Origin of the sequence: Pseudomonas putida (assembly GCF_025905425.1) — a bacterium.
Lineage (GTDB): Bacteria > Pseudomonadota > Gammaproteobacteria > Pseudomonadales > Pseudomonadaceae > Aquipseudomonas > Aquipseudomonas putida_AF.
The window spans coordinates 4,861,971-4,887,883 of sequence record NZ_CP109603.1 but is presented as its reverse complement, the minus strand read 5'-3'; the positions used below and the strand labels follow the sequence as shown (position 1 = coordinate 4,887,883).

Annotated in this window: 17 protein-coding genes; 11 read left to right on the top strand and 6 right to left on the bottom strand. The window is 63.5% G+C overall.

All coding sequences use genetic code 11. The annotated features are described in order from the left end of the window. Positions 1-71: 71 nt before the first annotated feature. The 3 genes from creB (at position 72) to creD (ending at position 3,594) form a co-directional block, all read left to right on the top strand. Positions 72-752 carry a two-component system response regulator CreB gene (gene creB, locus OGV19_RS22055; protein ID WP_264310633.1) on the top strand — a complete coding sequence of 227 codons (681 nt, stop codon included), beginning with the start codon at positions 72-74 and terminating at the stop codon, positions 750-752. Then, the gene (gene creC, locus OGV19_RS22050) at positions 752-2,185 is read left to right on the top strand and encodes a two-component system sensor histidine kinase CreC (RefSeq protein ID WP_264310632.1); all 1,434 of its coding nucleotides are present in this window, start codon (positions 752-754) and stop codon (positions 2,183-2,185) included. The genes creB and creC overlap by 1 nt, the downstream gene beginning before the upstream one ends. An 80-nt stretch (positions 2,186-2,265) precedes the next feature. After that, on the top strand, positions 2,266-3,594 hold the full coding sequence (gene creD / locus OGV19_RS22045; protein ID WP_264310631.1) for a cell envelope integrity protein CreD: 1,329 nt from the start codon (positions 2,266-2,268) through the stop codon (positions 3,592-3,594). Between the two features lie 175 nt (positions 3,595-3,769). On the opposite strand, the gene OGV19_RS22040 is transcribed toward creD, so the two are convergent. The 5 genes from OGV19_RS22040 to aceE all read right to left on the bottom strand — a co-directional run bounded on the left by OGV19_RS22040 (position 3,770) and on the right by aceE (position 12,491). Continuing rightward, on the bottom strand, positions 3,770-4,393 hold the full coding sequence (locus OGV19_RS22040) for a glutathione S-transferase (protein ID WP_264310630.1): 624 nt from the start codon (positions 4,391-4,393) through the stop codon (positions 3,770-3,772). Positions 4,394-4,396: 3 nt separating this feature from the next. Next, positions 4,397-5,065 carry a peptide-methionine (S)-S-oxide reductase MsrA gene (msrA, locus tag OGV19_RS22035; protein WP_264310629.1) on the bottom strand — a complete coding sequence of 223 codons (669 nt, stop codon included), beginning with the start codon at positions 5,063-5,065 and terminating at the stop codon, positions 4,397-4,399. A 166-nt stretch (positions 5,066-5,231) separates the two neighbouring features. Further along, the gene (locus OGV19_RS22030; protein WP_264310628.1) at positions 5,232-7,922 is read right to left on the bottom strand and encodes a putative bifunctional diguanylate cyclase/phosphodiesterase; all 2,691 of its coding nucleotides are present in this window, start codon (positions 7,920-7,922) and stop codon (positions 5,232-5,234) included. A 284-nt stretch (positions 7,923-8,206) separates the two neighbouring features. Further along, on the bottom strand, positions 8,207-9,832 hold the full coding sequence (gene aceF, locus OGV19_RS22025) for a dihydrolipoyllysine-residue acetyltransferase (protein WP_264310627.1): 1,626 nt from the start codon (positions 9,830-9,832) through the stop codon (positions 8,207-8,209). Between the two features lie 13 nt (positions 9,833-9,845). Continuing rightward, positions 9,846-12,491, bottom strand: coding sequence for a pyruvate dehydrogenase (acetyl-transferring), homodimeric type (gene aceE, locus OGV19_RS22020; protein WP_033703119.1), 2,646 nt, complete (start codon positions 12,489-12,491; stop codon positions 9,846-9,848). Between the two features lie 384 nt (positions 12,492-12,875). On the opposite strand from aceE, the gene glnE reads away from it, so the two are divergent. The 8 genes from glnE (at position 12,876) to OGV19_RS21980 (ending at position 22,932) form a co-directional block, all read left to right on the top strand. Then, complete coding sequence (glnE, locus tag OGV19_RS22015; protein WP_264310626.1) at positions 12,876-15,809, top strand: bifunctional [glutamate--ammonia ligase]-adenylyl-L-tyrosine phosphorylase/[glutamate--ammonia-ligase] adenylyltransferase; 2,934 nt, start codon at positions 12,876-12,878, stop codon at positions 15,807-15,809. 162 nt (positions 15,810-15,971) lie between these two features. Then, positions 15,972-17,021 carry a lipopolysaccharide heptosyltransferase II gene (gene waaF, locus OGV19_RS22010; protein ID WP_264310625.1) on the top strand — a complete coding sequence of 350 codons (1,050 nt, stop codon included), beginning with the start codon at positions 15,972-15,974 and terminating at the stop codon, positions 17,019-17,021. Then, positions 17,022-18,080, top strand: coding sequence for a lipopolysaccharide heptosyltransferase I (gene waaC / locus OGV19_RS22005; RefSeq protein WP_264310624.1), 1,059 nt, complete (start codon positions 17,022-17,024; stop codon positions 18,078-18,080). Further along, positions 18,080-19,204, top strand: a complete 1,125-nt coding sequence (locus OGV19_RS22000; protein WP_264310623.1) for a glycosyltransferase family 4 protein — start codon at positions 18,080-18,082, stop codon at positions 19,202-19,204. The genes waaC and OGV19_RS22000 overlap by 1 nt, the downstream gene beginning before the upstream one ends. Then, positions 19,201-20,007: a lipopolysaccharide core heptose(I) kinase RfaP gene (gene rfaP, locus OGV19_RS21995; protein WP_264310622.1), complete on the top strand. Its 807-nt coding sequence runs from the start codon at positions 19,201-19,203 to the stop codon at positions 20,005-20,007. The genes OGV19_RS22000 and rfaP overlap by 4 nt, the downstream gene beginning before the upstream one ends. Continuing rightward, on the top strand, positions 20,007-20,741 hold the full coding sequence (locus OGV19_RS21990; RefSeq protein ID WP_264310621.1) for a lipopolysaccharide kinase InaA family protein: 735 nt from the start codon (positions 20,007-20,009) through the stop codon (positions 20,739-20,741). The genes rfaP and OGV19_RS21990 overlap by 1 nt, the downstream gene beginning before the upstream one ends. Next, positions 20,738-21,490 carry a lipopolysaccharide kinase InaA family protein gene (locus OGV19_RS21985; RefSeq protein ID WP_264310620.1) on the top strand — a complete coding sequence of 251 codons (753 nt, stop codon included), beginning with the start codon at positions 20,738-20,740 and terminating at the stop codon, positions 21,488-21,490. The genes OGV19_RS21990 and OGV19_RS21985 overlap by 4 nt, the downstream gene beginning before the upstream one ends. Further along, positions 21,490-22,932, top strand: a complete 1,443-nt coding sequence (locus OGV19_RS21980; RefSeq protein WP_264310619.1) for a lipopolysaccharide kinase InaA family protein — start codon at positions 21,490-21,492, stop codon at positions 22,930-22,932. Before OGV19_RS21985 ends, OGV19_RS21980 begins: the two co-directional genes overlap by 1 nt. Here the strand turns inward: OGV19_RS21980 and OGV19_RS21975 are convergent. After that, positions 22,893-25,910: a dermonecrotic toxin domain-containing protein gene (locus OGV19_RS21975; RefSeq protein ID WP_264310618.1), complete on the bottom strand. Its 3,018-nt coding sequence runs from the start codon at positions 25,908-25,910 to the stop codon at positions 22,893-22,895. The genes OGV19_RS21980 and OGV19_RS21975 overlap by 40 nt on opposite strands. Between the last annotated feature and the right edge of the window lie 3 nt (positions 25,911-25,913).

Sequence of the window (25,913 nt, the reverse complement as noted above, 5' to 3'; positions counted from 1 at the left end):
GCCCTTTCGCGACACAAGGCCGCTCCTACACAATAGTGCGTCGCCATTGATCTCTGCACAGGCCGCGCACCATGCCCCATATCCTCATCGTCGAAGACGAAGCCGCCATCGCCGACACCTTGGTCTACGCCCTGCAGGCCGATGGCCACAGCACCGAATGGGTGACCCTGGGCAGCGCCGCCCTCGACCAGCAGCGCCAGCGCCCGGCCGACCTGATCATCCTCGACATCGGCCTGCCCGATATCAGTGGTTTCGAAACCTGCCGCCAACTGCGCCGCTTCAGCGAAGTGCCGGTGATGTTCCTCAGCGCTCGTGATGGCGAAATTGACCGGGTGGTGGGCCTGGAGATCGGTGCCGACGACTACGTGGTCAAACCCTTCAGCCCGCGCGAGGTGGCTGCACGGGTGCGGGCGATCCTCAAACGCATGGCGCCACGTGTTGAGCCCGCCGCAGCGGCAATGCTGTTCCAACTCGACACCCTGCGCATGCAGATCAGCTACCGTAACCAGCCGCTGAGCCTGACCCGCCATGAATTTCGCCTGCTGCAATGCCTGCTGGAACAGCCCCAGCGGGTCTTCAGCCGCGAGCAGCTGCTTGATGCCTTAGGCGTGGCCTCGGACGTGGGCTACGAGCGCACCATCGACAGCCACATCAAGAGCCTGCGCGCCAAGTTGCGCCTGATCGCCAGCGAGGCAGAGCCGATCCAGACCCACCGCGGCCTCGGCTACAGCTACAGCCCGGATCACGCCTGATGCGCCTGGGCATCCGCATCTTCCTGGTGTACTTCCTGTTCGTCGGGCTGGCGGGGTATTTTCTGCTCAACACGGTGCGCGAACAGATCCGCCCGGTGGTGCGCCAATCGTCCGAAGAAACCCTGGTAGACACCGCCAACCTGCTGGCAGAAATCCTGCACGATGACGTCAAGGCCGGCACCCTCGGGCAAAGCCGTTTGCCTGAAGTGCTCAAGGCTTATGGCTCGCGTAGCCCGGGCGCGCAGATCTGGGGCTTGGCGAAAAACCAGGTCAGCCACCGCATCTACGTGACCGACGCCAAAGGCATAGTCCTGCTCGACTCCAGCGGTGAGGGCCTGGGCAAGGATTACTCGAAGTGGAATGACGTTTACCTCACCCTGCGCGGCGAGTACGGCGCCCGCTCCACGCGCAGTGTCGCCGATGACGAAAGCACCTCGGTGATGCACGTGGCCGCGCCGATCATCGATGACGGCCAGATCATCGGCGTGGTTACCGTGGCCAAGCCCAACAGTTCGCTGCAACCCTACATCGACCGCTCCGAGCAGCGTTTGCTCACGTTGGGCCTGGGCTTGATTGGCCTGGGCTTGTTGATTGGCGCAGCGCTGTCGTGGTGGCTGGCGCGTTCGCTGCGCAGGCTGGCCCGTTACGCTCAGGCGGTCAGCGAAGGTGAGCGGGCGGCATTGCCGCATTACAAGGGCGGTGAGCTGGCGCACCTGGCCAATGCAGTGGAGCGCATGCGCACGCAACTGGAAGGCAAGGCCTACGTCGAGCGCTACGTGCACACCTTGACCCACGAGCTGAAAAGCCCGCTGGCGGCCATTCGCGGGGCCTCCGAGCTGCTGCAGGGCGACATGCCGGCCGAGCAGCGGGCGCGTTTTACCAGCAACATCGAGCGCGAGAGTGAGCGCTTGCAGCAGATGATTGAGCGCCTGCTCAACCTGGCCCGAGTCGAGCAGATGCAGGCGCTGGAAGATGAGCAGCAAGTGGCGTTGGCGGCGCTGGTCGACGAGTTGTTGCTGGCCCATGCGGCACGCATCGAAGGGGCGGGCCTGCAAGTGCGACAGCGGGTGCCGGCAGGGCTGCGGTTGTTGTGCGACCCGTTCCTGATGCGCCAGGCATTGGCCAACCTGCTCGACAATGCGCTGGACTTTACTCCGGCCGGTGGCGCGCTGTTGTTCGAGCTGGAGCGCGATGGTGGGCGGGTGGCCTTGAGCCTGTTCAACCAGGGGCAGGCGATACCGGCGTATGCCATCGGGCGGGTGAGTGAGCGGTTTTACTCGCTGCCGCGGCCGGGGAGTGGGCGCAAGAGTACTGGGCTGGGGCTGAATTTTGTGGCCGAGGTGATGCAACTGCATGGCGGTTCGCTGGCAGTGGATAACGTCGATGGCGGGGTGCGGGTACGGTTGTGGCTGCCGGTGCGGCGTATCAGCTGAAAAACACTCAATCTCCACACAGTCTCCCCAAGGCCTCCACGCAAGGCGCAGACACTGCGCCCACTGCCAAAGGAGGCCCCATGAACAAGACCCTTGGATTCAAGCTCGGCATGATTGCCTTGCTGATGTTGTTGTTGCTGATCCCCCTGCTGCTGATCAATGGGCTCATCGACGAGCGCCAGAACCTGCGTGACAGCGTGGTGCGGGACATCGCCCAGAGCGCCAGTTTCGAGCAGCAGCTCAGTGGGCCATTGCTGGTGGTGCCCTATCGCAAGTACCAGCGCCGCTGGATCGACAAGGACGGCGAGCGTACCCAGGAGACCAGCACCATTGCCGGCCATCTGTACTTCCTGCCGGAAACCTTCGACGCCGACCTGGGTGTCGATACCGAGCTACGATCTCGCGGCATCTACCAGGCCAGGCTGTTTCACGCCAAAGGCCGTATCAGTGGCCGTTTCAAACTCCCTGAGCGTTGGGGTATCGACAAGGATTACGAAGACTACCGGTTCGACACGCCCTTTCTGGTGGTGGGTATCAGCGACATTCGCGGCATCGAGAATGGCCTGGAGCTGACGCTTGACGAACGTAAGTTGCCGTTCGAAGCCGGGACCGGGCTCGACTGGATGCGCGGTGGCGTGCATGCCAGCCTGCCAGGGCTGGATGGTTTGCAGGCGCGTGCGTTCAGCTACGGCTTCGACCTGGCGCTGCAAGGCACTGGCCAGCTGCATGTATTGCCGGTTGGCCGTACCAGCAGTGTCGATCTGCGCGCCAACTGGCCGCACCCAAGCTTTATCGGCAGCTATCTGCCCAGCCGCCGCGACATCGATGCCCAAGGCTTCACTGCGCACTGGCAGACGTCGTTCTTCGCCACCAACCTTGAAGATGCCCTGCGCCAGTGCGCCACTGCCGGGCAATGCGAGGACTTCAGCGGTCGCACCTTCGGCGTCAGTTTTGTCGATCCGGTGGACCAGTACCTGAAGAGCGAACGGGCGATCAAGTATGCCTTGCTGTTCATTGCCCTGACCTTTGCCGGGTTCTTCCTGTTCGAGGTGCTGAAGAACCTGAGTGTGCACCCGGTGCAGTACATCCTGGTCGGTGTGGCGCTGGCGTTTTTCTACCTACTGTTGCTGTCGTTGTCCGAGCACATTGGCTTCGGCCCGGCATACGGGCTATCGGCTTCGGCGTGTGTGCTGCTGATCGGCTTCTACCTCAGCCATGTGTTGCACAGCCTGGGGCGTGGGGTTGGGTTTGCGGCGGGGCTGGCAGCGTTGTACGCGATGCTTTATGGGCTGCTCAGTGCAGAAGACTATGCGCTGTTGATGGGGTCGTTGCTGTGCTTTGGTTTGCTGGGTGTATTCATGGTGCTGACCCGGCGGCTGGATTGGGCGCGGGTGGGGAGGGCGGCATGAGGGAGGACAGAGAGATCGGGCGGTGGTTGGCCCGCAGGATTGGGCAGTTGTTTCCTGTGATACCGAGGTGGGGCCTGGGGCTGCTGTGCAGCCCATTCGCGGGGCAAGCCCGCTCCCACAGTGCCGGCGGCGCTGCATGGTTTGTGGGAGCGGGCTTGCCCCGCGAAGAGGCCGGTCAGGCCACTGGAGCTGTAGCCACCATCGACGGCCGCTTGATCACCTCGGCATACCAGGCCGCCAACCCAGGCTGGCGCTCACGCCAGCCAAACTCAGGCTGACGCAAATCCAGGTACCCCAGCGCGCACGCCACGCCAATCGCCGCCAGATCAAAGCCCGAGATCAGCTCCGCCAGGTGCTCCTGCTCCAGGTTGGCCAGGCTGCGGCGGATCTTGTCACCTTGCGCCTCAAGCCAACCTTGCCAGCGCTTGTCTTCAGGCCGCAGGAAGCTCTCATAGCGGCTCAACACTGCCGCATCCATGATCGCATCGGCCTGCGACGCCAAGGTCATGCGCCGCCAGCGCGCCGAGCCTTCACGCGGCAGCAATGGCAGGCCGACGTGTTGCAGGTCGAGGTATTCGCAGATCACCCGGCTGTCGTGCAGCACCGTGCCGTCGTCCAGGCGCAGGGCCGGGATCTTGCCGATCGGGTTGTCCTGGTTGAGCTGCTCATCGCCGCTCACCGGGCTGATGTTCACCGGCTGCAGGGTGACGCGGTCAAGCTGGCCGGTCTCGTGCAGCACCACCATGACCTTGCGCACGAAGGGCGACAGCGGCGAGTGGAACAGGGTCATCGTGGCCATGGTTCAGTTGCCCTGCAGGCTGGGTGGCAGGCATACACCGGTACCGCCGATACCGCAGTAGCCGTCCGGGTTCTTGGCCAGGTACTGCTGGTGGTAGGCCTCGGCGAAGTAAACGGTTGGTGCCTGGTCGATCTCGGTGGTAATCGCGCCGAAACCGGCCTTGTTCAGTTCGGCCTGGAAGGCATCGCGGCTGGTCTTGGCTTGTTCAAGCTGCTCGGGGCTGGTGCAGTAGATGGCCGAGCGGTACTGGGTGCCGACGTCGTTGCCCTGGCGCATGCCCTGGGTCGGGTTGTGCAGTTCCCAGAACATCGCCAGCAGCTCGCGGTAGCTGACCTTGTCTTTGTCGAACACCACCAGCACCACTTCGGTGTGGCCGGTCAGGCCCGAGCAGACTTCTTCGTAAGTGGGGTTGGGGGTGGAGCCGCCGGCATAGCCGACCACGGTGCTGACCACGCCCTCACGCTGCCAGAAACGGCGCTCGGCGCCCCAGAAGCAGCCCAGGCCGAAGATGGCGAAGTCGATGGCACCTTCGAAGAACGGGCCGAGCAGGGGCGTGTCTTTGAAGACGTAGTGAAATTCAGGCAGAGACATTGGCGTTTCGCGGCCAGGCAGGGCCTGTTCCGCGGTTGGCAGGACGTTTTTGTTCACCAGGATTTCCGAACGCAGGACCATGGCCGTTCCTCTGTATGTCAGGTAGATAGGTGCTGGGGCATTCGCGGGCAAGCCCGCTCCCACAGGTACAGCACAGGTTTCAAAGGCTGTGATGACCCTGTGGGAGCGGGCTTGCCCGCGAAGAGGCCCTTATGGGCTCTTATAGTGCCCGAGGTTAACGCTGCTGTCAGGCCATTGGACCGCGCGGATAACGCTTCAATCGTTCGGCCAGCTCACGCCCGGGAATCGGCCGATCAAACAGATACCCCTGGCCCACATCGCACCGGTGCCTGCGCAGAAACGCCAGCTGCGCCGGGGTCTCGATCCCTTCAGCCACAACCTTGAGCTTGAGGTTGTGGGCCATGGCCACCACCGCCGAGGTGATTTCCATGTCGTCCTGGTTGTCCGGGATTTCGTTGATGAAGCTGCGGTCGATCTTGATGATGTCGATCGGAAACTTCTTCAGGTAGCTCAACGACGAATAGCCCGTGCCGAAATCGTCCATCGCCAGGGTCAGGCCCAGGGCCTTGAGTTCGTCGAGTTGGCGGTGGGTGTCTTCGGTCGCTTCCAGCAGCAGGCCTTCGGTCAGCTCCAGTTCCAGCAGGTGCGGCGGCAGCGCCTCTTCCTTGAGGATCGAGCTGATCGAGGCCACAAGGTCTGGGTCGGAAAACTGCTTGGGCGACAGGTTGATGGCCACGTGCAGGTTGCCCATGCCGGCCTCGCGCAACTGCTGGCTCATGCGGCACGACTGGCGCACCACCCACTTGCCGATGGGGATGATCAGGCCGGTTTCCTCGGCCACGCTGATGAACTGGTCCGGGCGGATCATGCCGCGCTCGGGGTGGTTCCAGCGCAGCAGCGCTTCCAGCCCCAGCAGGCGGCCGCTGCGCAGGCACAGCTTGGGCTGGTAGAACACCTCCAACTCGTTCTGGGTCAGGGCGCGGCGCAGGTTGTTTTCAACGAACAGCTTGTAACTGGCTTCGGCATTGAGCACTTCGGTAAACACCTGCACCTGGTGCTTGCCGTTGGCCTTGGCCTTGTGCAGGGCAAGGCCTGCGTTTTTCATCAGGCTCGCCGGGTCGATGCCGTGCAGCGGCGCGCAGGCAAGGCCCACCGAGGCGGTGACGTTGATCAGCTGGTTGTCGACGAACATCGGTTTGTCGAGGGTGCGCAGCAATTGCAAGGCGACGCCCTGGCCGTCTTCCAGGCGGGTATCGTCGAGCAGCACGGCAAACTCGTTGCTGGCAAAACGCGCCAGGATGCCACCGGCGCTCAGGCTGTTGCGCAGGCGGCGGGCCAGGCTCACCAGCAGCTTGTCGCCGGTCTGGTGGCCGAGGCTGTCGTTGATGCGTTTGAAATTGTCGATGTCCACCAGCAGCAGGCACATCGAGTTTTCGTCGTTGCGGGCAAAGCGTTCGTCGAGGCTGCGGATGAACGCCGGGCGGTTGCCCAGGTTGGTCAGGTTGTCGGTGTAGGCCAGGCGCTCGATGCGCTGCTGGGCCAGCTTGGTCTGGGTGACATCCTCGTAGATACCGATGTAGTGGGTCAGCTCACGGTTATCGCCGTACACCTTGGAAATCGACAGCTGGCCCCAGTAAGGCTCGAGGTTTTTGCGTCGGCTCTTGAATTCGCCCTGCCAGCTGTTGCCCATGGCCAGGCTCGAAGGCGAATCGAACAGCAGCTCGCTGAGGTTTTCCAGCGCCGGCAGTTCGGCCAGTTGGCGGCCTTGGACTTCGTCGGTGCTGTACTGGGTGATCGCCGTAAAGCTTGGGTTGACGTATTCCACCACGCCATCGCGGTTGACCAGCAGGAAGGCACTGGCACTCTGTTCTACCGCGCGCTGGAACAGGTGCAGGGCGCTGGCCGCGGTGCGCCGGTTGTGGTTGGTGATGACCTGGGCGAACTGGTCGGCCAGCTCACCGGCAAACGCGATTTCGTCGGACTGCCAGGCCCGCGGCTGGCCGCTCTGTTCCAGGCACAACACGCCGATGACCTGGCCATCGACACGCACGCTGGCATCGAGCATGGCTTTGTTGTCGGGGCGCAGGCTTTGGGTCAGGGCGCGGGTGCGCGGGTCGTGGCTGGCGTTATGCGCGTCGATGGCGCGGCTGGCGTGCAGGGCGTCGAGGTAATCGGGAAAGCGGCTGGCATCGATGGCTTCGGGCAGGCGGTGTTCCTGTTCGTGCCGGTACCAGGCGCTGATCGGCTCCAGGCGCTGGTCTTCCAGGTGCCAGATGCTGGCGCTGTCGACCTTGTAGATTTCGCAGGCGCTCTGGGTAATCAGTTCGGCGGCTTCGAGCAGCGAGTTCTCCGCGCTGTAGCGCTGGCGGGCCAGGCGCAGGATCAGGTCTTGCTGGCCACGCACCCGCTCCAGGTGTTCAAGTTGTTCTTGCTGGGCACGCTGGTTGAGCTTCAGAGCCAGTTGCAGGCGGCTGTTGCGTGATTCCAGGTCGCTGGCATCTGCGTCGCTAGCGTCTTCGGGCGGGTCGTCGAGCACGCTCAGGTAGCCGCGCAGCAGTTGGCGATTGTGTTGCCTGTAGGCTTCCCCGGCCTCCAGCAGGCGTAGCGAAGCGCCAGGGGCATGCAAGGTGTAGCGCACCCGGTAATAGCCGCGCCGGGCCAGCTGCGACTGGATTTCATCGTGCAGCCTGTAACGGGCTTCGGGCTCCATCAGGCTGGCATAGGGTGAATCGATCAGCGCGCAGAGTTCGCCTGCCTGCAGGCCGAACTGGCGCTCGCAGGCAGGGTCCAGGTAGAGCATTGCCCACGTGGCTTCGTTGAGCCTTTCGAAACGCAGCATGCCGAGCCGCGAGGGCACGGGTAGCTGCGTGACGACCTCGGCCGCCACACGGCTGGCGGCATCGGGTTGGCTTTTCATCGAAGACTCGCTTGAAGAGGGTGACACGGCCTGGTCGGCGGTGTATCTGGCAAGGTTGCATCATGTCCCGAGGGCTGGCAAGCGGCCATGTGTGATGCTGTGTACGGGTTATCGGCGGGTGGGCGGGAAATCTTAGATCGCCTTGATATTTTCGGCGCTCGATCTCACAGGCGCCAGAACCGTATCGGCGAACAAAAAAAAGCCCCGCCAAATGGCGGGGTTGAGGTACGAGCGTGGCAGCTCGAAAAGGGTACTGCCCCTCTTGCGAGGGGCAGCGTGCCGCCTTACAGCAGCAGGGTGCGGATATCCGCCAGCACGTCGCCCAGGCGCTTGGTGAAGCGCGCGGCGGCAGCGCCGTTGATCACACGGTGATCGTAGGACAGCGACAGCGGCAGCATCAGCTTCGGCTGGAAGGCCTTGCCATCCCAGACCGGCTGCATGGTTGCCTTCGAAACGCCGAGGATCGCCACTTCAGGCGCGTTGACGATCGGCGTGAAGCCGGTGCCGCCAATGTGACCGAGGCTGGAGATGGTGAAGCAGGCGCCTTGCATGTCGTCGGCCGACAGCTTTTTGGTGCGCGCCTTCTCGGCCAGTGCAGCGGCTTCGGCAGCCAGTTGCAGCAGGCTCTTCTGGTCGACGTTCTTGATCACAGGGACCAGCAGGCCATCCGGGGTGTCCACGGCAAAGCCGATGTTCACGTACTTCTTGCGGATGATGGCCTTGCCGCTTGGCGCCAGCGAGCTGTTGAAGTCAGGCATTTCCTTGAGCAGGAAGGCGCTGGCCTTGAGCAGCAGCGGCAGCACGGTCAGCTTGACCCCAGCCTTCTCGGCCACGGCTTTCTGCGCTACGCGGAAGGCCTCCAGCTCGGTGATGTCGGCGTTGTCGAACTGGGTTACGTGCGGCACGTTCAGCCAGCTGCGGTGCAGGTTGGCGGCACCAACCTGCATCAGGCGGGTCAGGGCCACTTCTTCCACTTCACCGAACTTGCTGAAGTCCACGGCAGGGATTGGCGGAATGCCAGCGCCGCCGGTTGCGCCAGCGGCTGCTGGCGCGCCCGATGCCTTCTGCATCATGGCCTTGACGTAAACCTGCACGTCTTCTTTCAGGATGCGGCCGTGCGGGCCGGTGGCCGCGACAGCGCCCAGCTCGACACCGAATTCACGGGCCAGCTGACGAACGGCTGGGCCTGCGTGAACCTTGGCGTTGTTGCCGGCAGCCGGTGCGGTAGCGACCGGAGCAGGGGCAGCGGCTGGGGCGGCAGCGGCAGGCGCGGCAGCTTCAGCCTTGGCCGGTGCAGCAGCGGCAGGAGCCGGAGCGGCAGCCGGAGCGGCGCCAGCCACTTTCAGCTTGAAGATCAGGTCGCCAGTGCCGACTTCATCTTCCAGCTTGCACAGGACTTCTTCGACCACGCCAGCAGCAGGCGATGGAATCTCCATGGAGGCCTTGTCGGACTCCAGGGTGATCAGCGACTGGTCGGCTTCGACGGTGTCGCCGACCTTGACCAGCACTTCGATGATCTTGGCCTTGCCCGACGAGCCGATGTCCGGCACGTGGATGTCCTGCACGCTGGCGGCAGCAGGGGCTGCAGCCGGCGCAGGGGCCGCTTCGGCAGCCGGCTTTTCAGCGGCAGCCGGAGCAGCGGCAGGGGCGGCCGGAGCCTCAGGCGCCGCAGCGGCGCCCTCGACTTCCAGCACCAGCAGCTCGTCGCCTTCTTTCAGGCGATCGCCCAGCTTGACCTTCAGTTCCTTGACGATGCCGGCCTTGGGGGCCGGGATCTCCATGGAGGCCTTGTCGGACTCCAGGGTCAGCAGGCTCTGGTCAGCCTCGATACGGTCACCGACCTTGACGAACAGCTCGATGATTTCACCTTCACCGCTGCCGATGTCAGGTACGCGAATGAGTTCGCTCACTTAAAAATACTCCTCAGCAGTCCAGTGGGTTGCGCTTGTCCGGATCGATGCCGAACTTGACGATAGCGTCAGCCACCACTTTCGGTTCGATCTCGCCACGGTCAGCCAAGGCTTCCAGGGCAGCCAGCACCACGAAGTGACGGTCGACTTCGAAGAAGTGACGCAGCTTCTTGCGGCTGTCGCTGCGACCGTAACCATCGGTACCCAGGACTTTGAACTCTTTGCTCGGTACCCACTGGCGAATCTGTTCGGCGAACAGCTTCATGTAGTCGGTGGAAGCGATTACCGGGCCTTTGCGACCGTTCAGGCACTCTTCGACGTAAGTCAGCTGAGGCTTCTGGCCAGGCTTGAGGCGGTTGGCGCGTTCCACGGCCAGGCCGTCGCGGCGCAGTTCGTTGAAGCTGGTGACGCTCCACACGTCGGCACCGACGTTGAACTCTTCACGCAGGATCTTCGCCGCTTCGCGGACTTCGCGCAGGATGGTGCCGGAGCCCATCAGCTGAACGTGGTGCGCGGCTTCGCGGGTGTCTTCTTCGAGCAGGTACATGCCCTTGATGATGCCTTCCTCGACACCGGCCGGCATGGCTGGCTGCTGGTAGGATTCGTTCATCACGGTGATGTAGTAGAAGATGTCCTGTTGCTCTTCGGTCATCTTCTTCATGCCGTCCTGGATGATCACCGCCAGCTCGTAGCCGTAGGTTGGATCATAGGTACGGCAGTTCGGGATGGTGCCCGCCATCATGTGGCTGTGACCGTCTTCGTGCTGCAGGCCTTCACCGTTGAGGGTGGTACGGCCGGCGGTACCGCCGATCAGGAAGCCACGGGTGCGGCTGTCGCCAGCGGCCCAGGCCAGGTCGCCGATACGCTGGAAGCCGAACATCGAGTAGAAGATGTAGAACGGCAGCATCGGCTGGTTGTGGCAGCTGTACGAGGTACCGGCAGCGATGAACGACGACATGGCGCCGGCTTCGTTGATGCCTTCCTCGAGGATCTGGCCCTTCTTGTCTTCGCGGTAGAACATCACCTGGTCTTTATCGACTGGCTCGTAGAGCTGGCCGACCGACGAGTAGATGCCCAACTGGCGGAACATGCCTTCCATACCGAAGGTACGGGCTTCGTCCGGGATGATCGGGACGATGCGCTGGCCGATTTCCTTGTCCTTGACCAGCTGCGCCAGGATGCGCACGAAGGCCATGGTGGTGGAGATTTCGCGGTCGCCCGAGCCGTCCAGGATCGCTTTCAGCGTTTCCAGGGATGGAGTCGGTACGCTGAAGCTCTTGGCACGGCGCTGCGGCACGAAGCCACCCAGGGCTGCGCGGCGCTCGGCCAGGTACTTGGCTTCGGCAGAACCTTCTTCTGGCTTGAAGAACGGCAGGTTCTCGAGGTCGGCATCCTTGACCGGGATGTCGAAGCGGTCACGGAAGTGACGCAGGCTGTCGACGTCGACCTTCTTGGTGTTGTGCGCGGTGTTCTTGGCTTCGCCTGCACCGGTGCCGTAACCCTTGATGGTCTTGGCCAGGATGACAGTCGGCTGCTCTTTGTGGTTCACCGCCTGGTGATAAGCCGCGTAGACCTTGTACGGGTCGTGGCCGCCACGGTTGAGCTTCCAGATCTCTTCGTCGGACAGGTCTTCGACCATGGCCTTGAGCTCTGGGGTGTTGAAGAAGTTCTCACGCACGTACGCGCCGTCTTTGGCTTTGTAGTTCTGGTACTCGCCGTCGATGACTTCGTCCATGCGGCGCTGCAGGGCACCGTTGGTGTCCTTGGCCAGCAGTGGGTCCCAGAAACGGCCCCAGACGACTTTGTTGACGTTCCAGCCACCGCCACGGAACACGCCTTCGAGTTCCTGGATGATCTTGCCGTTGCCGCGAACCGGGCCGTCGAGGCGCTGCAGGTTGCAGTTGATGACGAAGATCAGGTTGTCCAGCTTCTCGCGGCCGGCCAGGGCGATTGCACCCAGGGATTCCGGCTCGTCGCACTCGCCGTCGCCCATGAAGCACCAGACCTTCTGCTTGCCGGCCGGGATGAAGCCACGGGCTTCGAGGTACTTCATGAAGCGCGCCTGGTAGATCGCCTGGATCGGGCCCAGACCCATCGAAACGGTCGGGAACTGCCAGAAGTCAGGCATCAGCCATGGGTGTGGGTACGAAGACAGGCCTTTGCCGTCGACTTCCTGACGGAAGTTGTTCATCTGGTCTTCGCTGATGCGGCCTTCCATGAAGGCACGGGCGTAGACGCCTGGCGAAGCGTGGCCCTGGAAGAACACCAGGTCGCCGCCGTGTTCTTCGGTCGGGGCCTGGAAGAAGTAGTTGAAGCCGATGTCGTACAGGGTGGCGCTGGAGGCGAAGCTGGAGATGTGGCCGCCCAGGTCCGAATCCTTCAGGTTGGTGCGCATGACCATGGCCAGGGCGTTCCAACGCACCAACGAGCGAATGCGGCGTTCCATGAACAGGTCGCCAGGCATGCGTGCTTCGTGGGTGACAGGGATGGTGTTGCGGTATGGCGTGGTGATCGCATACGGCAGCTGGGAGCCACTACGGGTGGCCAGCTCGCCCATACGGGTCATCAGGTAATGAGCGCGGTCTTCGCCTTCTTTGTCGAGGACCGACTCCAGGGCATCCAGCCATTCCTGGGTTTCGATTGGATCGAGGTCTTGCATGGCTTGCTCCAGGGCGGAAAGGCAACCAGAATCGATTTGCCTGAGTTTGCGACTGGCCTTATGGGCAGACGTCGTGAATTCTTGGATTACCGGAGTGTGATCCGGCGCCGTGTAGTTTTACTACAAATGCATTCGTATTTCATGCTTTTAGACAGCCGGGGTAGTAGTAAAACTACACAAATGCGGCTTTTGGTCGCACCCCGGCTTGTGGGGAAAAACGTTCATGTTGGTTGGCGGTGTGTCGCGAACGGGTGATTCTTGATGTTTTTTGCCAGTGATTCGTTTTTTTTAGCTATTTCCAACTTTTGTATGACAGTCCAACCGTGGTCCGCCTTCCATTTGGCCGCCTCTACCCCTCTCTTTCACGCCGATCAAGGATAGTCCATGCGCCTGCCTTTGCCGCTCGATCTGCCCGCCACCCTGCAACCGCTGGTCGCTCGTAATCAGCAGTGCCTCAGCGATGCCGTGGCTGGCCACCCCGAACTTGACCTGAACGCCTGGAGCCCGGCCCATCGGCAACAGTTCGATCAGGTTGCCGCCGCCAGCGACTTCGTCCTCGGCCAGGCCCAGCGCGAACCGGCCATGCTGTTCGCGCTGATGGCCAGTGGTGAGCTGGAGCGCCGCTATGCACCCGGTGAGTTGCGCGGGCAGATCGCCGCCGTGGCCCAGGCAGCGCAGAGCGAGGACGAGTTGGCGCGTAACCTGCGCCGCGAGCGCAATCGCCAGCAGGTGCGCATCATCTGGCGCGACATCACCCGCCAGGCCGAACTGGGCGAAACCTGCCGCGACCTGTCCGACCTTGCCGACGCCGCCATAGATGAAGCCTACCAATGGCTGTACCCGCGTCATTGCCAGCAATTCGGCACGCCCGTCGGCCACCGCAGCGGCCAGCCGCAGCACATGGTGGTGCTGGGCATGGGCAAGCTGGGCGCCGTGGAGCTGAACCTGTCGTCGGACATCGACCTGATCTTCGCCTTCCCCGAGGGCGGCGAGACCGAAGGGGTCAAGCGCTCGCTGGACAACCAGGAATTCTTCACCCGCCTGGGCCAGCGCCTGATCAAGGCCCTGGACCCGGTCACCGTCGACGGTTTCGTGTTCCGCGTCGACATGCGCTTGCGCCCCTACGGTTCGGCAGGTTCCCTCGTGCTGAGCTTCAATGCCCTGGAGCAGTACTACCAGGACCAGGGCCGCGATTGGGAGCGCTACGCCATGATCAAGGCCCGGGTGGTGGCCGGTGACCAGGCGGCAGGGGCCCAGTTGCAACAGATGCTGCGTCCGTTCGTGTATCGCCGTTACCTGGACTTCTCGGCCATCGAAGCCCTGCGCACCATGAAGCAGCTGATTCAGCAGGAAGTGCGGCGCAAGGGCATGTCCGAAAACATCAAGCTGGGCGTCGGCGGCATCCGCGAGGTGGAGTTCATTGCCCAGGCCTTCCAGCTGATCCACGGCGGACGTGACCTGAGCCTGCAGCAACGGCCCTTGCTCAAGGTGCTGGCGACCCTCGAAGGCCAAGGTTACCTGCCGCCCGCGGTGGTGGCCGAGCTGCGTGAAGGCTACGAGTTTCTGCGGTACACCGAGCACGCCATCCAGGCCATCGCCGACCGCCAGACCCAGATGCTGCCGGACAACGAAACCGACCAGGCGCGTGTGGCCTACATCCTGGGCTTTGCCGACTGGCAGGGCTTCCATGACCAGTTGATGTACTGGCGTGGTCGGGTCGACTGGCACTTCCGCCAAGTCATCGCCGACCCAGATGAAGAAGACGGCGAGGGCGAATTGGTGGTCGGTGGCGAATGGTCGCCGCTGTGGGAACAGGCGCAGGATGAAGACGCCGCCTGCAGGCAGCTTGAAGAAGCCGGTTTCAAACAACCCGCCGATGCCCTGCGTCGCCTTGCCGGGTTGCGTGGCAGCCCGCAGTTGCGCTCGATGCAGCGCATTGGCCGCGAGCGCCTGGATGCCTTCATCCCTCGGTTGCTGGCCCAGGCCGTGGAACATGAAAACCCTGACTTGGTGCTTGAACGTGTGCTGCCACTGGTCGAGGCCGTTGCTCGGCGTTCGGCCTACCTGGTGCTGCTCACCGAAAACCCAGGCGCCTTGCGCCGCCTGCTGACGTTGTGCGCGGCCAGCCCCTGGATTGCCGAGCAGATTGCCCGCTACCCGTTGCTGCTCGACGAACTGCTCAACGAAGGCCGGCTGTTCAGCCCGCCACTGGCGCCGGAGCTGGCCAGCGAGTTGCGTGAGCGTTTGACGCGCATCCCCGAGGACGACCTTGAGCAACAGATGGAGGCGCTGCGCCACTTCAAGCTGGCCCACAGCCTGCGCGTGGCCGCCTCGGAAATCAGCGGCAACCTGCCATTGATGAAAGTCAGCGATTACCTGACCTGGCTGGCCGAAGCCATCCTCGACCAGGTGCTGGCGCTGGCCTGGCGCCAGACCGTGGCTCGCCATGGCCAGCCCAAGCGCAGTGACGGCAGCCTGTGCGACCCGGGCTTCATCATCATTGGCTACGGCAAGGTCGGTGGTCTGGAGCTGGGCCATGGCTCGGACCTGGACCTGGTGTTCATCCATGACGGTGACCCGCAGGCCGAAACCGATGGCGACAAGCCCATCGACAGCGCGCAGTTCTTCACTCGCCTGGGCCAGCGCATCATCCACCTGCTGACCACCCAGACCAACTCCGGGCAGCTGTATGACGTGGACATGCGCTTGCGCCCGTCTGGCGCTTCGGGCCTGCTGGTGAGCTCGCTCGGTGCCTTCGAGCGCTATCAGCAGAATGAGGCCTGGACCTGGGAGCACCAAGCCCTGGTGCGGGCCCGCGTGCTGGTCGGCTGCAAGCAGGTGGGCGCGGCGTTCGAAGGTGTGCGCGCCAAGGTCCTGGGCCAGGCCCGTGACCTTGAGAAGTTGCGCACCGAAGTCAGTGAGATGCGCGCCAAGATGCGTGGCAATCTCGGCACCAAGGCCACTGCCGCCGGCACTGCGGCCAATGCGTTCGAAGCGGGTGTACCGTTCGATATCAAGCAGGATGCCGGCGGTATCGTCGATATCGAATTTATGGTGCAATACGCGGCTTTGGCCTGGTCCCACGACCATCCGGCCATACTCCGATGGACCGATAACATCCGCATTCTGGAAGAGCTGGAGCAGGCGGGTTTGATGCCGGCCAGTGACGCGGTGCTGTTGCGTGAAGTGTACAAGGCGTTCCGCTCTGCCTCGCACCGCCAGGCCCTGCAGAAGCAGGCCGGGGTGATCGATGCGGCGCAGTTTGCCGATGAACGCCGTGAGGTGCGGCGGATCTGGGGTGAGCTCGGTTTGACTTGAGAGGGCTGGGGCCGCGTGGCGGCCCTTCGCGGCACAGGGCCGCTCCCACAGGTACCGCGCTGGCTCCCGGTGTTACACTGTCCGCCACATAGCCTGAATATAAAGAGGGGAGGCCAGGCTGTACTGCAGTCTGCAGCCTCCCCGAGCGTTTCTGGACTAAGCATGAGAATACTGATCATTGGCCCCAGCTGGGTCGGCGACATGGTGATGGCGCAGACCCTGTTCCAGAGCCTGAAACAGCAGCACCCCGACTGCGTGATCGACGTGTTGGCGCCCGAGTGGAGCCGGCCGATCCTCGAGCGCATGCCCGAAGTGCGTCAAGCCTTGAGCTTCCCGCTCGGCCACGGCGCGCTGGAGCTGGCCACGCGTCGGCGCATCGGCAAGTCCCTGGCCGGCCAGTACGACCAGGCGATCCTGCTGCCCAACTCGCTGAAATCGGCGTTGGTGCCGTTCTTTGCCGGTATTCCCAAACGCACCGGCTGGCGCGGCGAGCTGCGTTTCGGCCTGCTCAACGACGTGCGCAAGCTGGACAAGGCCCGCTACCCGCTGATGATCGAGCGCTTCATGGCCCTGGCCTATGCGCCGGGCACCGAGCTGCCACAACCTTACCCACGCCCCAGCCTGCAGATCGAAACGCAAAGCCGTGACACCGCCCTGGCCAAATTCGGCCTGGCGCTGGACCGCCCCGTGCTGGCGCTGTGCCCCGGTGCCGAGTTTGGCGAGGCCAAACGCTGGCCGGCCGAGCACTACGCTGCCGTAGCGGAGGCGATGATTCGCCAGGGCTGGCAGGTGTGGTTGTTCGGCTCGAAGAGCGATCATCCGGTCGGTGAGCAGATCCGCGACCGGCTGATCCCCGGCTTGCGTGAAGAATCGTACAACCTGGCGGGGGAAACCTCGTTGGCCGAGGCCATCGACCTGATGTCCTGCGCCGATGCGGTGGTGTCCAACGACTCTGGCCTGATGCACGTGGCCGCCGCGCTGAATCGCCCGCTGGTCGCCGTCTATGGCTCGACCTCGCCGGGCTTCACGCCGCCGCTGGCCGAGCAGGTGGAAGTGGTACGCACCGGCATCGAATGCAGCCCCTGCTTCGACCGCACCTGCCGCTTCGGCCACTACAACTGCCTGCGCCTGCTCGACCCGCAAAAAGTCATCGCCGCCTTGCACAGCCTGGGTGGCCCGAACCTGATCGATACCGTGGCTGAGGTCGACTAAGTGCGGGTACTGATCATCAAGACCTCGTCGCTGGGTGATGTGATTCACACCTTGCCGGCGCTTACCGATGCGGCCCACGCGATCCCGGGCATCCGCTTCGACTGGGTGGTGGAAGAAGGCTTCGCCGAAATCCCCAGCTGGCACCCAGCGGTCGACCAGGTGATCCCGGTGGCCATCCGGCGCTGGCGCAAGAATATCTGGCAGACCCTCAAGAGCGGCGAGTGGAAGGCGTTCAAGCAGCGCGTTCGCGCGCGCAAATATGACCTGGTGATCGATGCCCAGGGCCTGGTCAAGTCGGCCTGGCTGACCCGCTACGTCAAGGCACCGGTGGCCGGGTTGGACCGTTACTCGGCGCGCGAAGGGTTGGCCAGCCGCTTCTATGACCGCCCGCTGTCGGTCGCTGTTGGCCAGCACGCCGTTGAGCGCGTGCGGCAACTGTTCGCCATGGCCTTGGCCTACGACCTGCCGGAAGGCATCGGCAACTACGGCCTGGACCTGGACCGCCTGCAACTGCCGCCGGCCGCACCTTACGTGGTGTTCCTGCACGGCACCACCTGGGCCACCAAACACTGGCCCGAAGCCTACTGGCGCGAGCTGGCCGAGCGCATGGGCCGGCGCAAACTTGAGGTGCGCCTGCCGTGGGGCAACCCGGCCGAGAAGGCACGCGCCGAGCGCATCGCCCAGGGCTTGAACAATTGCCAGGTGCTCCCCAAATTGAACCTTGTCGGTGTCGCCCGTGTGCTGGCGGCGGCCAAGGCCTGCGTGGCAGTCGATACTGGCCTGGGCCACCTGGCCGCAGCCCTGGACGTGCCGACCATTTCACTGTTTGGCCCGACCAACCCTGGCCTGACCGGCGCCTATGGCCGCGCCCAGGTTCACCAGGCCAGCGATTTCCCCTGCGCACCCTGCTTGCAGAAAAAGTGCACCTACAAACCGAGCGCCGATGACCTGCGCCGGTTCGATCTCAAACGCGAGTGGCCGCTGTGCTTCACTCGCCTGAATCCCGAGCATGTGGCGAGCCGCTTGAGCGCGTTGCTGCTGGCTGAGGATGTTCGTTGATGCAACTGGCTTTCGTGCTTTACAAATATTTCCCCTTCGGCGGGCTGCAGCGCGACTTTATGCGCATTGCCCTGGAATGCCAGAAGCGGGGCCACCAGATCCGTGTGTACACGCTGATCTGGGAAGGTGACATTCCGCCTGGCTTCGAAGTGCTGGTGGCGCCGGTCAAGGCGCTGTTCAACCACCGCCGCAACGAGAAACTCAGCGCCTGGATGGAAGCCGACCTGGCCAAGCGCCCGGTTGACCGCCTGATCGGCTTCAACAAGATGCCGGGGCTGGACGTGTACTACGCCGCCGACGGCTGCTTCGAGGACAAGGCCCAGACCCTGCGTGGCGGCCTCTACAAACGCTGGGGCCGCTACCGGCACTTTGCCGAGTACGAGCGGGCGGTGTTCGCCAAGGACTCGAAAACCGAGGTGCTAATGATCTCGGAGGTGCAGCAACCGCTGTTCGTCAAACACTACGGCACCCCGGCAGAACGCTTCCACCTGCTGCCGCCGGGCATCTCCCAGGACCGCCGGGCCCCGGCCAATGCTGCCGAGATCCGCGCCGAGTTCCGCAAGGAATTCAACCTGGGCGGCGATGACCTGCTGCTGGTGCAGATCGGTTCGGGCTTCAAGACCAAGGGTGTCGACCGTAGCCTCAAGGCGCTGGCCGCGCTGCCATCGGCCCTGCGCAAGCGTACCCGGTTGATGGTCATCGGCCAGGACGACCCCAAGGTGTTCCAGCTGCAAAGCGCCACCCTCGGTCTGGGCGACCAGGTGCAGTTCCTCAAGGGGCGTAGCGATATCCCGCGCTTCCTGCTGGGCGCCGATCTGCTGATCCACCCGGCTTACAACGAGAACACAGGTACCGTGCTGCTCGAAGCCCTGGTGGCAGGCTTGCCGGTGCTGGTTTCCAAGGTGTGTGGCTATGCCCACTACATCGCCGAAGCCGACAGTGGCCTGGTGCTGGACGAGCCGTTCGAGCAGGAACAGCTCAACGGCTACCTGCAACGCATGCTCGAAGACCCGCAGGCCCGTGCCGACTGGTCGCGCAATGGCCTGGCCTTTGCCGATACGGCCGACCTGTACAGCATGCCGCAGCATGCTGCCGACGTGATCCTGGGGCAGGAGACCGCATGAAGCTGATATTGGCCGAACCCTTCAAGCGCCTGTGGGCCGGGCGCGATGCCTTCGAGGCCGTGGAGGCGCTGCAAGGCGAGGTGTACCGCGAGCTGGAAGGGCGCCGCACGTTGCGCACCGAAGTCGAGGGCGAGGGCTTTTTCGTCAAGATCCACCGCGGCATCGGCTGGGGCGAGATCTTCAAGAACCTGTTCAGCGCCAAGCTGCCGGTGCTGGGTGCCGGCCAGGAATGGCAGGCCATCCAGCGCCTGCACGAAGTCGGCGTGCCGACCATGACCGCAGTCGCCTATGGTGAGCGCGGCAGCAACCCGGCCACCCAGCATTCGTTCATCGTCACCCAAGAGCTGGCGCCGACCGTCAGCCTGGAAGACTTCAGCATCAACTGGCTCAAGCAGCCGCCCGCGCCACGCCTCAAGCGCGCGCTGATCGCCGAAGTGGCGAAGATGACCGGCGGCATGCACCGCGCCGGGGTCAACCACCGCGACTGCTACATCTGCCACTTCCTGCTGCACACCGACCGGCCGGTGACGCCCGATGACTTCAGGCTGTCGGTCATTGACCTGCACCGCGCCCAGACCCGGGCGAAAATCAGCCGCCGCTGGCGTGACAAGGACCTGGCCGCGCTGTACTTCTCGGCGCTGGACATTGGCCTGACCCGGCGTGACAAACTGCGCTTCTTGCGTGGCTACTTCCAGCGCCCGTTGCGCCAGGTGCTTGCCGACGAAGCTGCGCTGCTCGCTTGGCTCGAACGCAAGGCGCAGAAACTGTATGACCGCAAACAACGCTATGGGGATGCACTCTGATGGCGGGTTGGACACTGGCGCCGGGCTATGAACACCTGGCGGCGGATTTCGGCAGCCTTGACGCAGTCTTTGCCCTTGAGGGCGAACGCCTGACCCGCGACCCGCTCAGCGAGGTCGTGCGTATCGAGCGTGCGGGTGTCAATTACTACGTCAAGCGTTACACCGGCGCCGGCAAACACATGCGCCGTTACCTCGGCCGCCCGCGCATCAAGGCCGAATGGCAAAACCTCAAGCAGTTCGACAAGTGGGGCATCCCCACTGCTGAAGTGGTCGCCTGGGGCCTGGAGCGCAATGGCCTGGCGTTCGGCCGCGGGGCGATGATCACCCGTGAGCTGCCGCGCACCGAAGACCTCTCGGCCTTGGCCGAACGCAAAGACCCTCGCCTGGCTGACCGGGCATGGGTCGACCATGTCAGCCGCCAACTGGCGCGTCACACCCGGGTCATGCACGAGCACCGTTTTGCCCACAACGACCTGAAGTGGCGCAACCTGCTGGTCGATGACCAGGGCACGCTATTCTTCATCGATTGCCCAACCGGCGACTTCTGGCGCGGCTTCATGTGGCGGCACCGGATGATCAAGGACTTGGCGTGCCTGGACAAGGTCGCCAAATACCACCTGTCGGCGACCCAGCGCCTGCGTTTTTACCTGCAATACCGCGGTCGCGACAGGCTCAATGCCCGCGACAAGAAGCGGATTCGCCAGGTGCTGAGCTTTTTCGAGGGAAGGGAATGACCGATTACCTGGCCGGCGCGGACCTCGCGCTGCTCAAACGCCATGGCTTGAACGACTTCGAGGCGCTGTGGGCACTTCAGCTCGATGCCGTGGACGAGCCCAACACGGGGCGTGGTGGCTGGAGCAGCGTGTTCCGCCTGGAGCTCGAAGGCAAAGGCTATTACCTCAAGCGCCAGAGCGACTACCTCACCCGTACCTTGCACAGGCCCTTTGGCGAGCCCACCTTTGCCCGCGAATTCCGCAATATCAGCCGTTACCAGAAGCTGCATATTCCGGCCTTGCAGGCGGTGTTCTATGGCGAACGCAAGCAGGCCGGCCAGCACCGGGCGATCCTGATGACCCGCGCCCTGGACGCGTGGGCCGACCTGGACAGCCTGCTGGCCCAGTGGCCACAGCTGGGCGATGGCGAACGCCAAGGTATCCTTGATGCCTGCGGCCAACTGGCGCGCACGCTGCACAGCGCCGGCCAGGTACATGGCTGCTTTTACCCCAAGCATATTTTCTTGCGCCAACGCCGCGAGGGTTGGGACGCGCAACTGATCGACCTGGAAAAGACCCGGCCGTTGCTGTTTGGCATGCGTGACCGCCTCAAGGACCTGGAGCCGTTGTTGCGGCGTGCCGGTGCCTGGAGCGAGGCGGATGTGCGTCACCTGCTGGCGGCCTATTTGGCGCAGCCGGCGGACAGCGCACTGGTTGACACCTGGCTGCAACGCCTGACGCAACGCCGTCGTGAAAAAGAGGCCCGCTGATGCGTTTGTCTGAATTGAAAGATGCCGGGCGCCACCCGTCATTACCCTTGAGCGTCACCCTGGCCGATGCCGCGGGTAGCGCCGATCTGCAAGTGCTCAGCCTGCTGCGCGTATTGCCCGGCCAGCGCTATGTTGGTGCCGGTGTCTGGCGGGGGACGCCGGTGCTGGCCAAGCTGCTGGTGGGTGGCAACGCTGCACGGCATTTTCAGCGTGAGCTGCAAGGCGTCAAGCTGTTGGCCGAGCAGGGCCTGACCACGCCGAAGCTGCTGGCCGATGGCCTGAAGGAAGGCGAGGGTGGCTGGTTGTTGTTCGCGTTTCTCGATGGCGCCGAAAGCCTGGCCGATGCCTGGGCCGAAGTGGAACACCTGCCGGTACTGGCTGACGAGCAGCATCTGGTGCTGGGCGAGGCGCTCACCGCAGTGGCGCAGATGCACGCCAAGGGCCTGTGGCAGGAAGACCTGCACCTGGACAACCTGCTGCGCCATAACGGCAAGCTGTACCTGATCGATGGCGCCGGCATCAAGGCCGAGACACCGGGCCAGCAGTTGTCGCGCCCGCGTGTGCTGGAAAACCTCGGGGTGTTCTTCGCCCAGTTGCCCAAGCGTCTGGAACCGTTCATCGAAGAGCTGCTGGTGCATTATTTGCTGGCCAATGGCGAGCACGCGTTGCCACTGGAAGCGCTGCAGAAGCAGGTGGACAAGGTGCGCAGCTGGCGCCAGAAGGACTACCTGGAAAAGGCCGGACGCGAGTGCACGCTGTTCAGCGTCGAGCGCAGCCTCTCGGGCCTGCGGGCGATTCGTCGCGGTGAGGTCCAGGCCATGCTGCCGGTGCTGGAGCACGCTGACGAGCTGATCGACAAAGGCCACCTGTACAAGACCGGTGGTGCCGCCAGCGTGGCCCGCATCGACGTCGATGGCCGCCCGCTGGTGCTCAAGCGCTACAACATCAAAAACACCGCCCATTGGTTCAAACGCTTCTGGCGCCCGAGCCGTGCCTGGCACTCGTGGATCGAAGGCCACCGCCTGGAGTTCCTCGACATCGCCACGCCCAAACCCTTGGCAGTGCTGGAGCAGCGCGTCATGGGCCTGCGCAGCCGTGCGTATCTGGTCACCGAATACGTCGATGGCCCGGACCTGACCGCATGCTTTGCGCCCTATGTGGAAAACGGCGATGCGCCCGAGGAGCAGGTCGATGCGTTGGTGCATGTGATGCAGCAACTGATCCGCGAGCGTATCAGCCATGGCGACTTCAAAGGCCACAACCTGTTCTGGCACAACGGCCAATGGTCACTGATCGACCTGGATGCGATGTGCCAGCATGCCACCCAGCTCAGCTTCGCCCCGGCCTACGCCCGAGACCGTGCGCGGTTGCTGCGCAACTGGCCGCGTGACAGTGCCCTGCATCAACGGCTGGACCGACTGCTGCCGAGGCTGTCCGAGTAATCTGCCGGCAGCGCCAGCCAGTCGCTGCTGCGGCCGGTCTGGCGCACGCGGATGCGCCAGCCATCGTTCTGTTTGCGCAGCACTGCCCAGGCGGGCACCGCGCCGCGCAGGGCCTCAGGCAATATGAGGTGGTAGTGGCCTGCGAGCAGGTGACGGCGCACTGGGAGTTGATGCAGGCCCAGTTGCAGGTACAGCAGGGTGTTGTCGTCGTACAGGTTGCCATCGCCTTCGACAACGTCACCTTGCAGTCGTGCATCCAGGCGGCAGTCGTCCAGCAGCTGCTTGATGTCGGGCATCCCGTCATACCAGAGCGTCGGTGAGTCAACCACCCAGCTGCCATCCACGCGGCGTTTGATGGGCAGTTTCAGGTAGGCATTGGGCAGCTTCGGATCAATGGCGCGCCAGCGCGTACCGTCAAAGGTGACATTGAAATAACGGCCCAGATTGTCCTTCACGTAGTACTGGGACAGGCCGGCATTTGCCGTTTGCAGTTCGTAGACGGCCTCTTCGTGTGAAGCATCGATCCGGTAGCGCAGCTTGGCAACTTCGGGCCTGGCCTCATAATGCTTGGGCACGGGCACGGGCGGTGGTTTGGGCAGCCCCAGCATGACGCGCCGCATCAGCCCTGAACCCGCCATGTCGTTGAGGCCCGCAGTGGCATGCCCGAGCGCGGCGATGGCGTGATGCAGTGCGCGGCCGTGGTCGTCCTGATCGTAGGCTTCCAGGCCATCCCAGATCGAAATGCCCATGCGTCCGAACGCCAGAGCAATCGCGCCAGTCTGCGGCAGTACCAGTGTCACCATGTCCAGCAACAGCCTCAGTGCATTGACCGAATACTCACCGAGTAACTCCTCGTTGCTGCGGGTGACTGCATCGGTTTGCGCTATCAGGGAGTTGACCTCGGCCAGGTAAGCCGCTTCATACAGGTTGCCTGTAATGGTCTGCAGTTTGATGTGCGAGCCCAGGCGGCCTTTGAGCAGGAGTTTTTCGATGTCTTTCGGATTGCTCAGCGGTAACCGCTGAAGCACATAGCTGCGCAGATCCGCATCGGTGCGCACGGCGCGGATAAGCGCCCTTGCGTTCGTGTATTCACGCCAAGGGCGGCGGTCTGGCGCGTCGGGGCAGTAGGCCACAATGCGGTTCGAGTTTTCCGGTGAAACAAGTAGAAAAACACCGTGCAGGGTCTCTCCCTGGACCAGCAGTTGACGTGCAATCACCTGTTGCTCGTTGTAATGCGGGTGCGCATGGCTGTCGGGCGAGTGGATCACCGTGCTGGCCCAGCCATACCCTTGCTCGAACGTGTCCTTTTGAAAATGCCCGGCATAGCGTGCCTTGACCGCTTCGGCGTTCATGCGGGTGCGGTTGAGTTGGGTGTGCGCCCGTTTGCGCCACTCGCCGTGTGGTGAATCGAGCAGGTGCGTGCGCAGATAAGCCTGGTAGCCATTGCCGGCATTCAGGCGGCGAATGATCTGTTTGACGCGCAGCGGGGTGAGGGCGGGAAGCGGTTGGTTGTCGTCAAGGTGCACGCGTGCGGTTACCCAGTAATCGACATCGAACCAGGCGATGTTGAGCAGCGCCAGTTCGTCCAGCCGGTAGGTCTGCTTGACCAATTCGACAGTGCCGCCCACTTGGGGGCGACTGGCCACGGGGATATAGGCGCTGGTGTCGAGCGGGTTGAGGGAGGGGCCGATCTGGCGGGCCAGGGTCACGCTGACGTAGATGGCTTGGGGATCAGTGTCGATGCCTGGGTCGCGCTGCAGGAATTCGCTCAAACGTGCGCGCACCCAGGCCAGTAACGAATGCCGCTGGTTGAATTGCTCAAGGGTCAGAATGCCAGGCGCTGCCGCAGCTTCAATGGCAGCCACCTGCTCTTGCATGGCCTGCATGATATGCGCGACGCCTTGCAGTGAGGTTGAACGCAACCAGTTCGGCAGATGTTTTTCGAGCAACAGGCCGTAGCGGGTTGCCAGCAGGCCCTGGCTTGCGATGTCGGCGCGAAAGTCCCAGATGCTGGCCAGCGCCGCGTCGAGCTGTTCGACATTGCGTTGCAGGCCGCGCTTCCATGCCGCCAGCCAGGTGAGGGACAGGCGCTTGGTGTGAGCATCGCGAATGGCCATTGCCTGGGTCTGCACGATGTCTTCGGTGAACCAGTTATAGCGCAGCTGTTCGGCTCGGCAAGCGCGCAGTTGTTCATCAGGGTCGATCAACAGGCGGGTCAGTGGTTCGCGCTGGTGTGGGTCTTCAAGGCGCTCGCAAAGCTCCTCATGCAGTGCTGCGAGGCTGTCGAACGCTTCGACGCCACGTACAACGCTGTACAAGACCACTCGCCCGACTGGCGCTTGCGGCTCAAGCGGATGCCCCTCCGGGCCTTGCTCGGTCAAAATCAGTACACCTGGCAAGTAACTACGCCAATTGGGTGCCGTGCCGCTAAGCAGTGGGCGATACACCTGGGGGCGATGGGTTGTGGGCAAGTGACGGCGCTGCGAGGGGTGCGGGAATTCAAGGCAGGTGGTCAGCAGTAGGGCATGCTCTGCAGAGAGCGTCTCGTCGTGCCGGCGTAAGCGTATTTCGGTGAACAACTGATCGCGGCGCAAGGACGCCAGGCGCACCAGGCGGCTCAACCCCTTGCTGTCGCGCTCCAGCCAGTAGGCGGCCAGGTCGGCATGCAAGGCTTGGCGAACACTGGCGCAAAAGCGGCCGATACGAACACTGAAATCGCTCGGCAGGATGAGCTGCGGATAAGCATCGTGCCGGGGTTCGGCAGCGGGGGGGAGTTTGAAGGTACCGCCGTCAAACAGGTGAAAACCGATCAGGTCCAACAGGCGAAAGCGGCCAAAGTACAGGGTGCGAGCGGTAACAGCCTGGCCGGGGAAGAGCCCTGCCAGGCACCGGTCGAGGCTATGTTCCACACCCTGCAAGGGGGGCAGCAGTGCTTTAAGTTGGCTGTCCAGTGACTGCAGTTGCAGCAGCGGTGTCATGGT

Coding starts and splice junctions, on each gene's coding strand:
- OGV19_RS22040 (WP_264310630.1), bottom strand. CDS start 4,393: ATGGCCACGATGACCCTGTTCCACTCGCCGCTGTCGCCCTTCGTGCGC.
- aceE (WP_033703119.1), bottom strand. CDS start 12,491: ATGCAAGACCTCGATCCAATCGAAACCCAGGAATGGCTGGATGCCCTG.
- creB (WP_264310633.1), top strand. CDS start 72: ATGCCCCATATCCTCATCGTCGAAGACGAAGCCGCCATCGCCGACACC.
- OGV19_RS21990 (WP_264310621.1), top strand. CDS start 20,007: ATGGCGGGTTGGACACTGGCGCCGGGCTATGAACACCTGGCGGCGGAT.
- waaF (WP_264310625.1), top strand. CDS start 15,972: ATGAGAATACTGATCATTGGCCCCAGCTGGGTCGGCGACATGGTGATG.
- OGV19_RS21980 (WP_264310619.1), top strand. CDS start 21,490: ATGCGTTTGTCTGAATTGAAAGATGCCGGGCGCCACCCGTCATTACCC.
- creD (WP_264310631.1), top strand. CDS start 2,266: ATGAACAAGACCCTTGGATTCAAGCTCGGCATGATTGCCTTGCTGATG.
- OGV19_RS22030 (WP_264310628.1), bottom strand. CDS start 7,922: ATGAAAAGCCAACCCGATGCCGCCAGCCGTGTGGCGGCCGAGGTCGTC.
- rfaP (WP_264310622.1), top strand. CDS start 19,201: ATGAAGCTGATATTGGCCGAACCCTTCAAGCGCCTGTGGGCCGGGCGC.
- creC (WP_264310632.1), top strand. CDS start 752: ATGCGCCTGGGCATCCGCATCTTCCTGGTGTACTTCCTGTTCGTCGGG.
- OGV19_RS22000 (WP_264310623.1), top strand. CDS start 18,080: ATGCAACTGGCTTTCGTGCTTTACAAATATTTCCCCTTCGGCGGGCTG.
- msrA (WP_264310629.1), bottom strand. CDS start 5,065: ATGGTCCTGCGTTCGGAAATCCTGGTGAACAAAAACGTCCTGCCAACC.
- glnE (WP_264310626.1), top strand. CDS start 12,876: ATGCGCCTGCCTTTGCCGCTCGATCTGCCCGCCACCCTGCAACCGCTG.
- OGV19_RS21975 (WP_264310618.1), bottom strand. CDS start 25,910: ATGACACCGCTGCTGCAACTGCAGTCACTGGACAGCCAACTTAAAGCA.
- OGV19_RS21985 (WP_264310620.1), top strand. CDS start 20,738: ATGACCGATTACCTGGCCGGCGCGGACCTCGCGCTGCTCAAACGCCAT.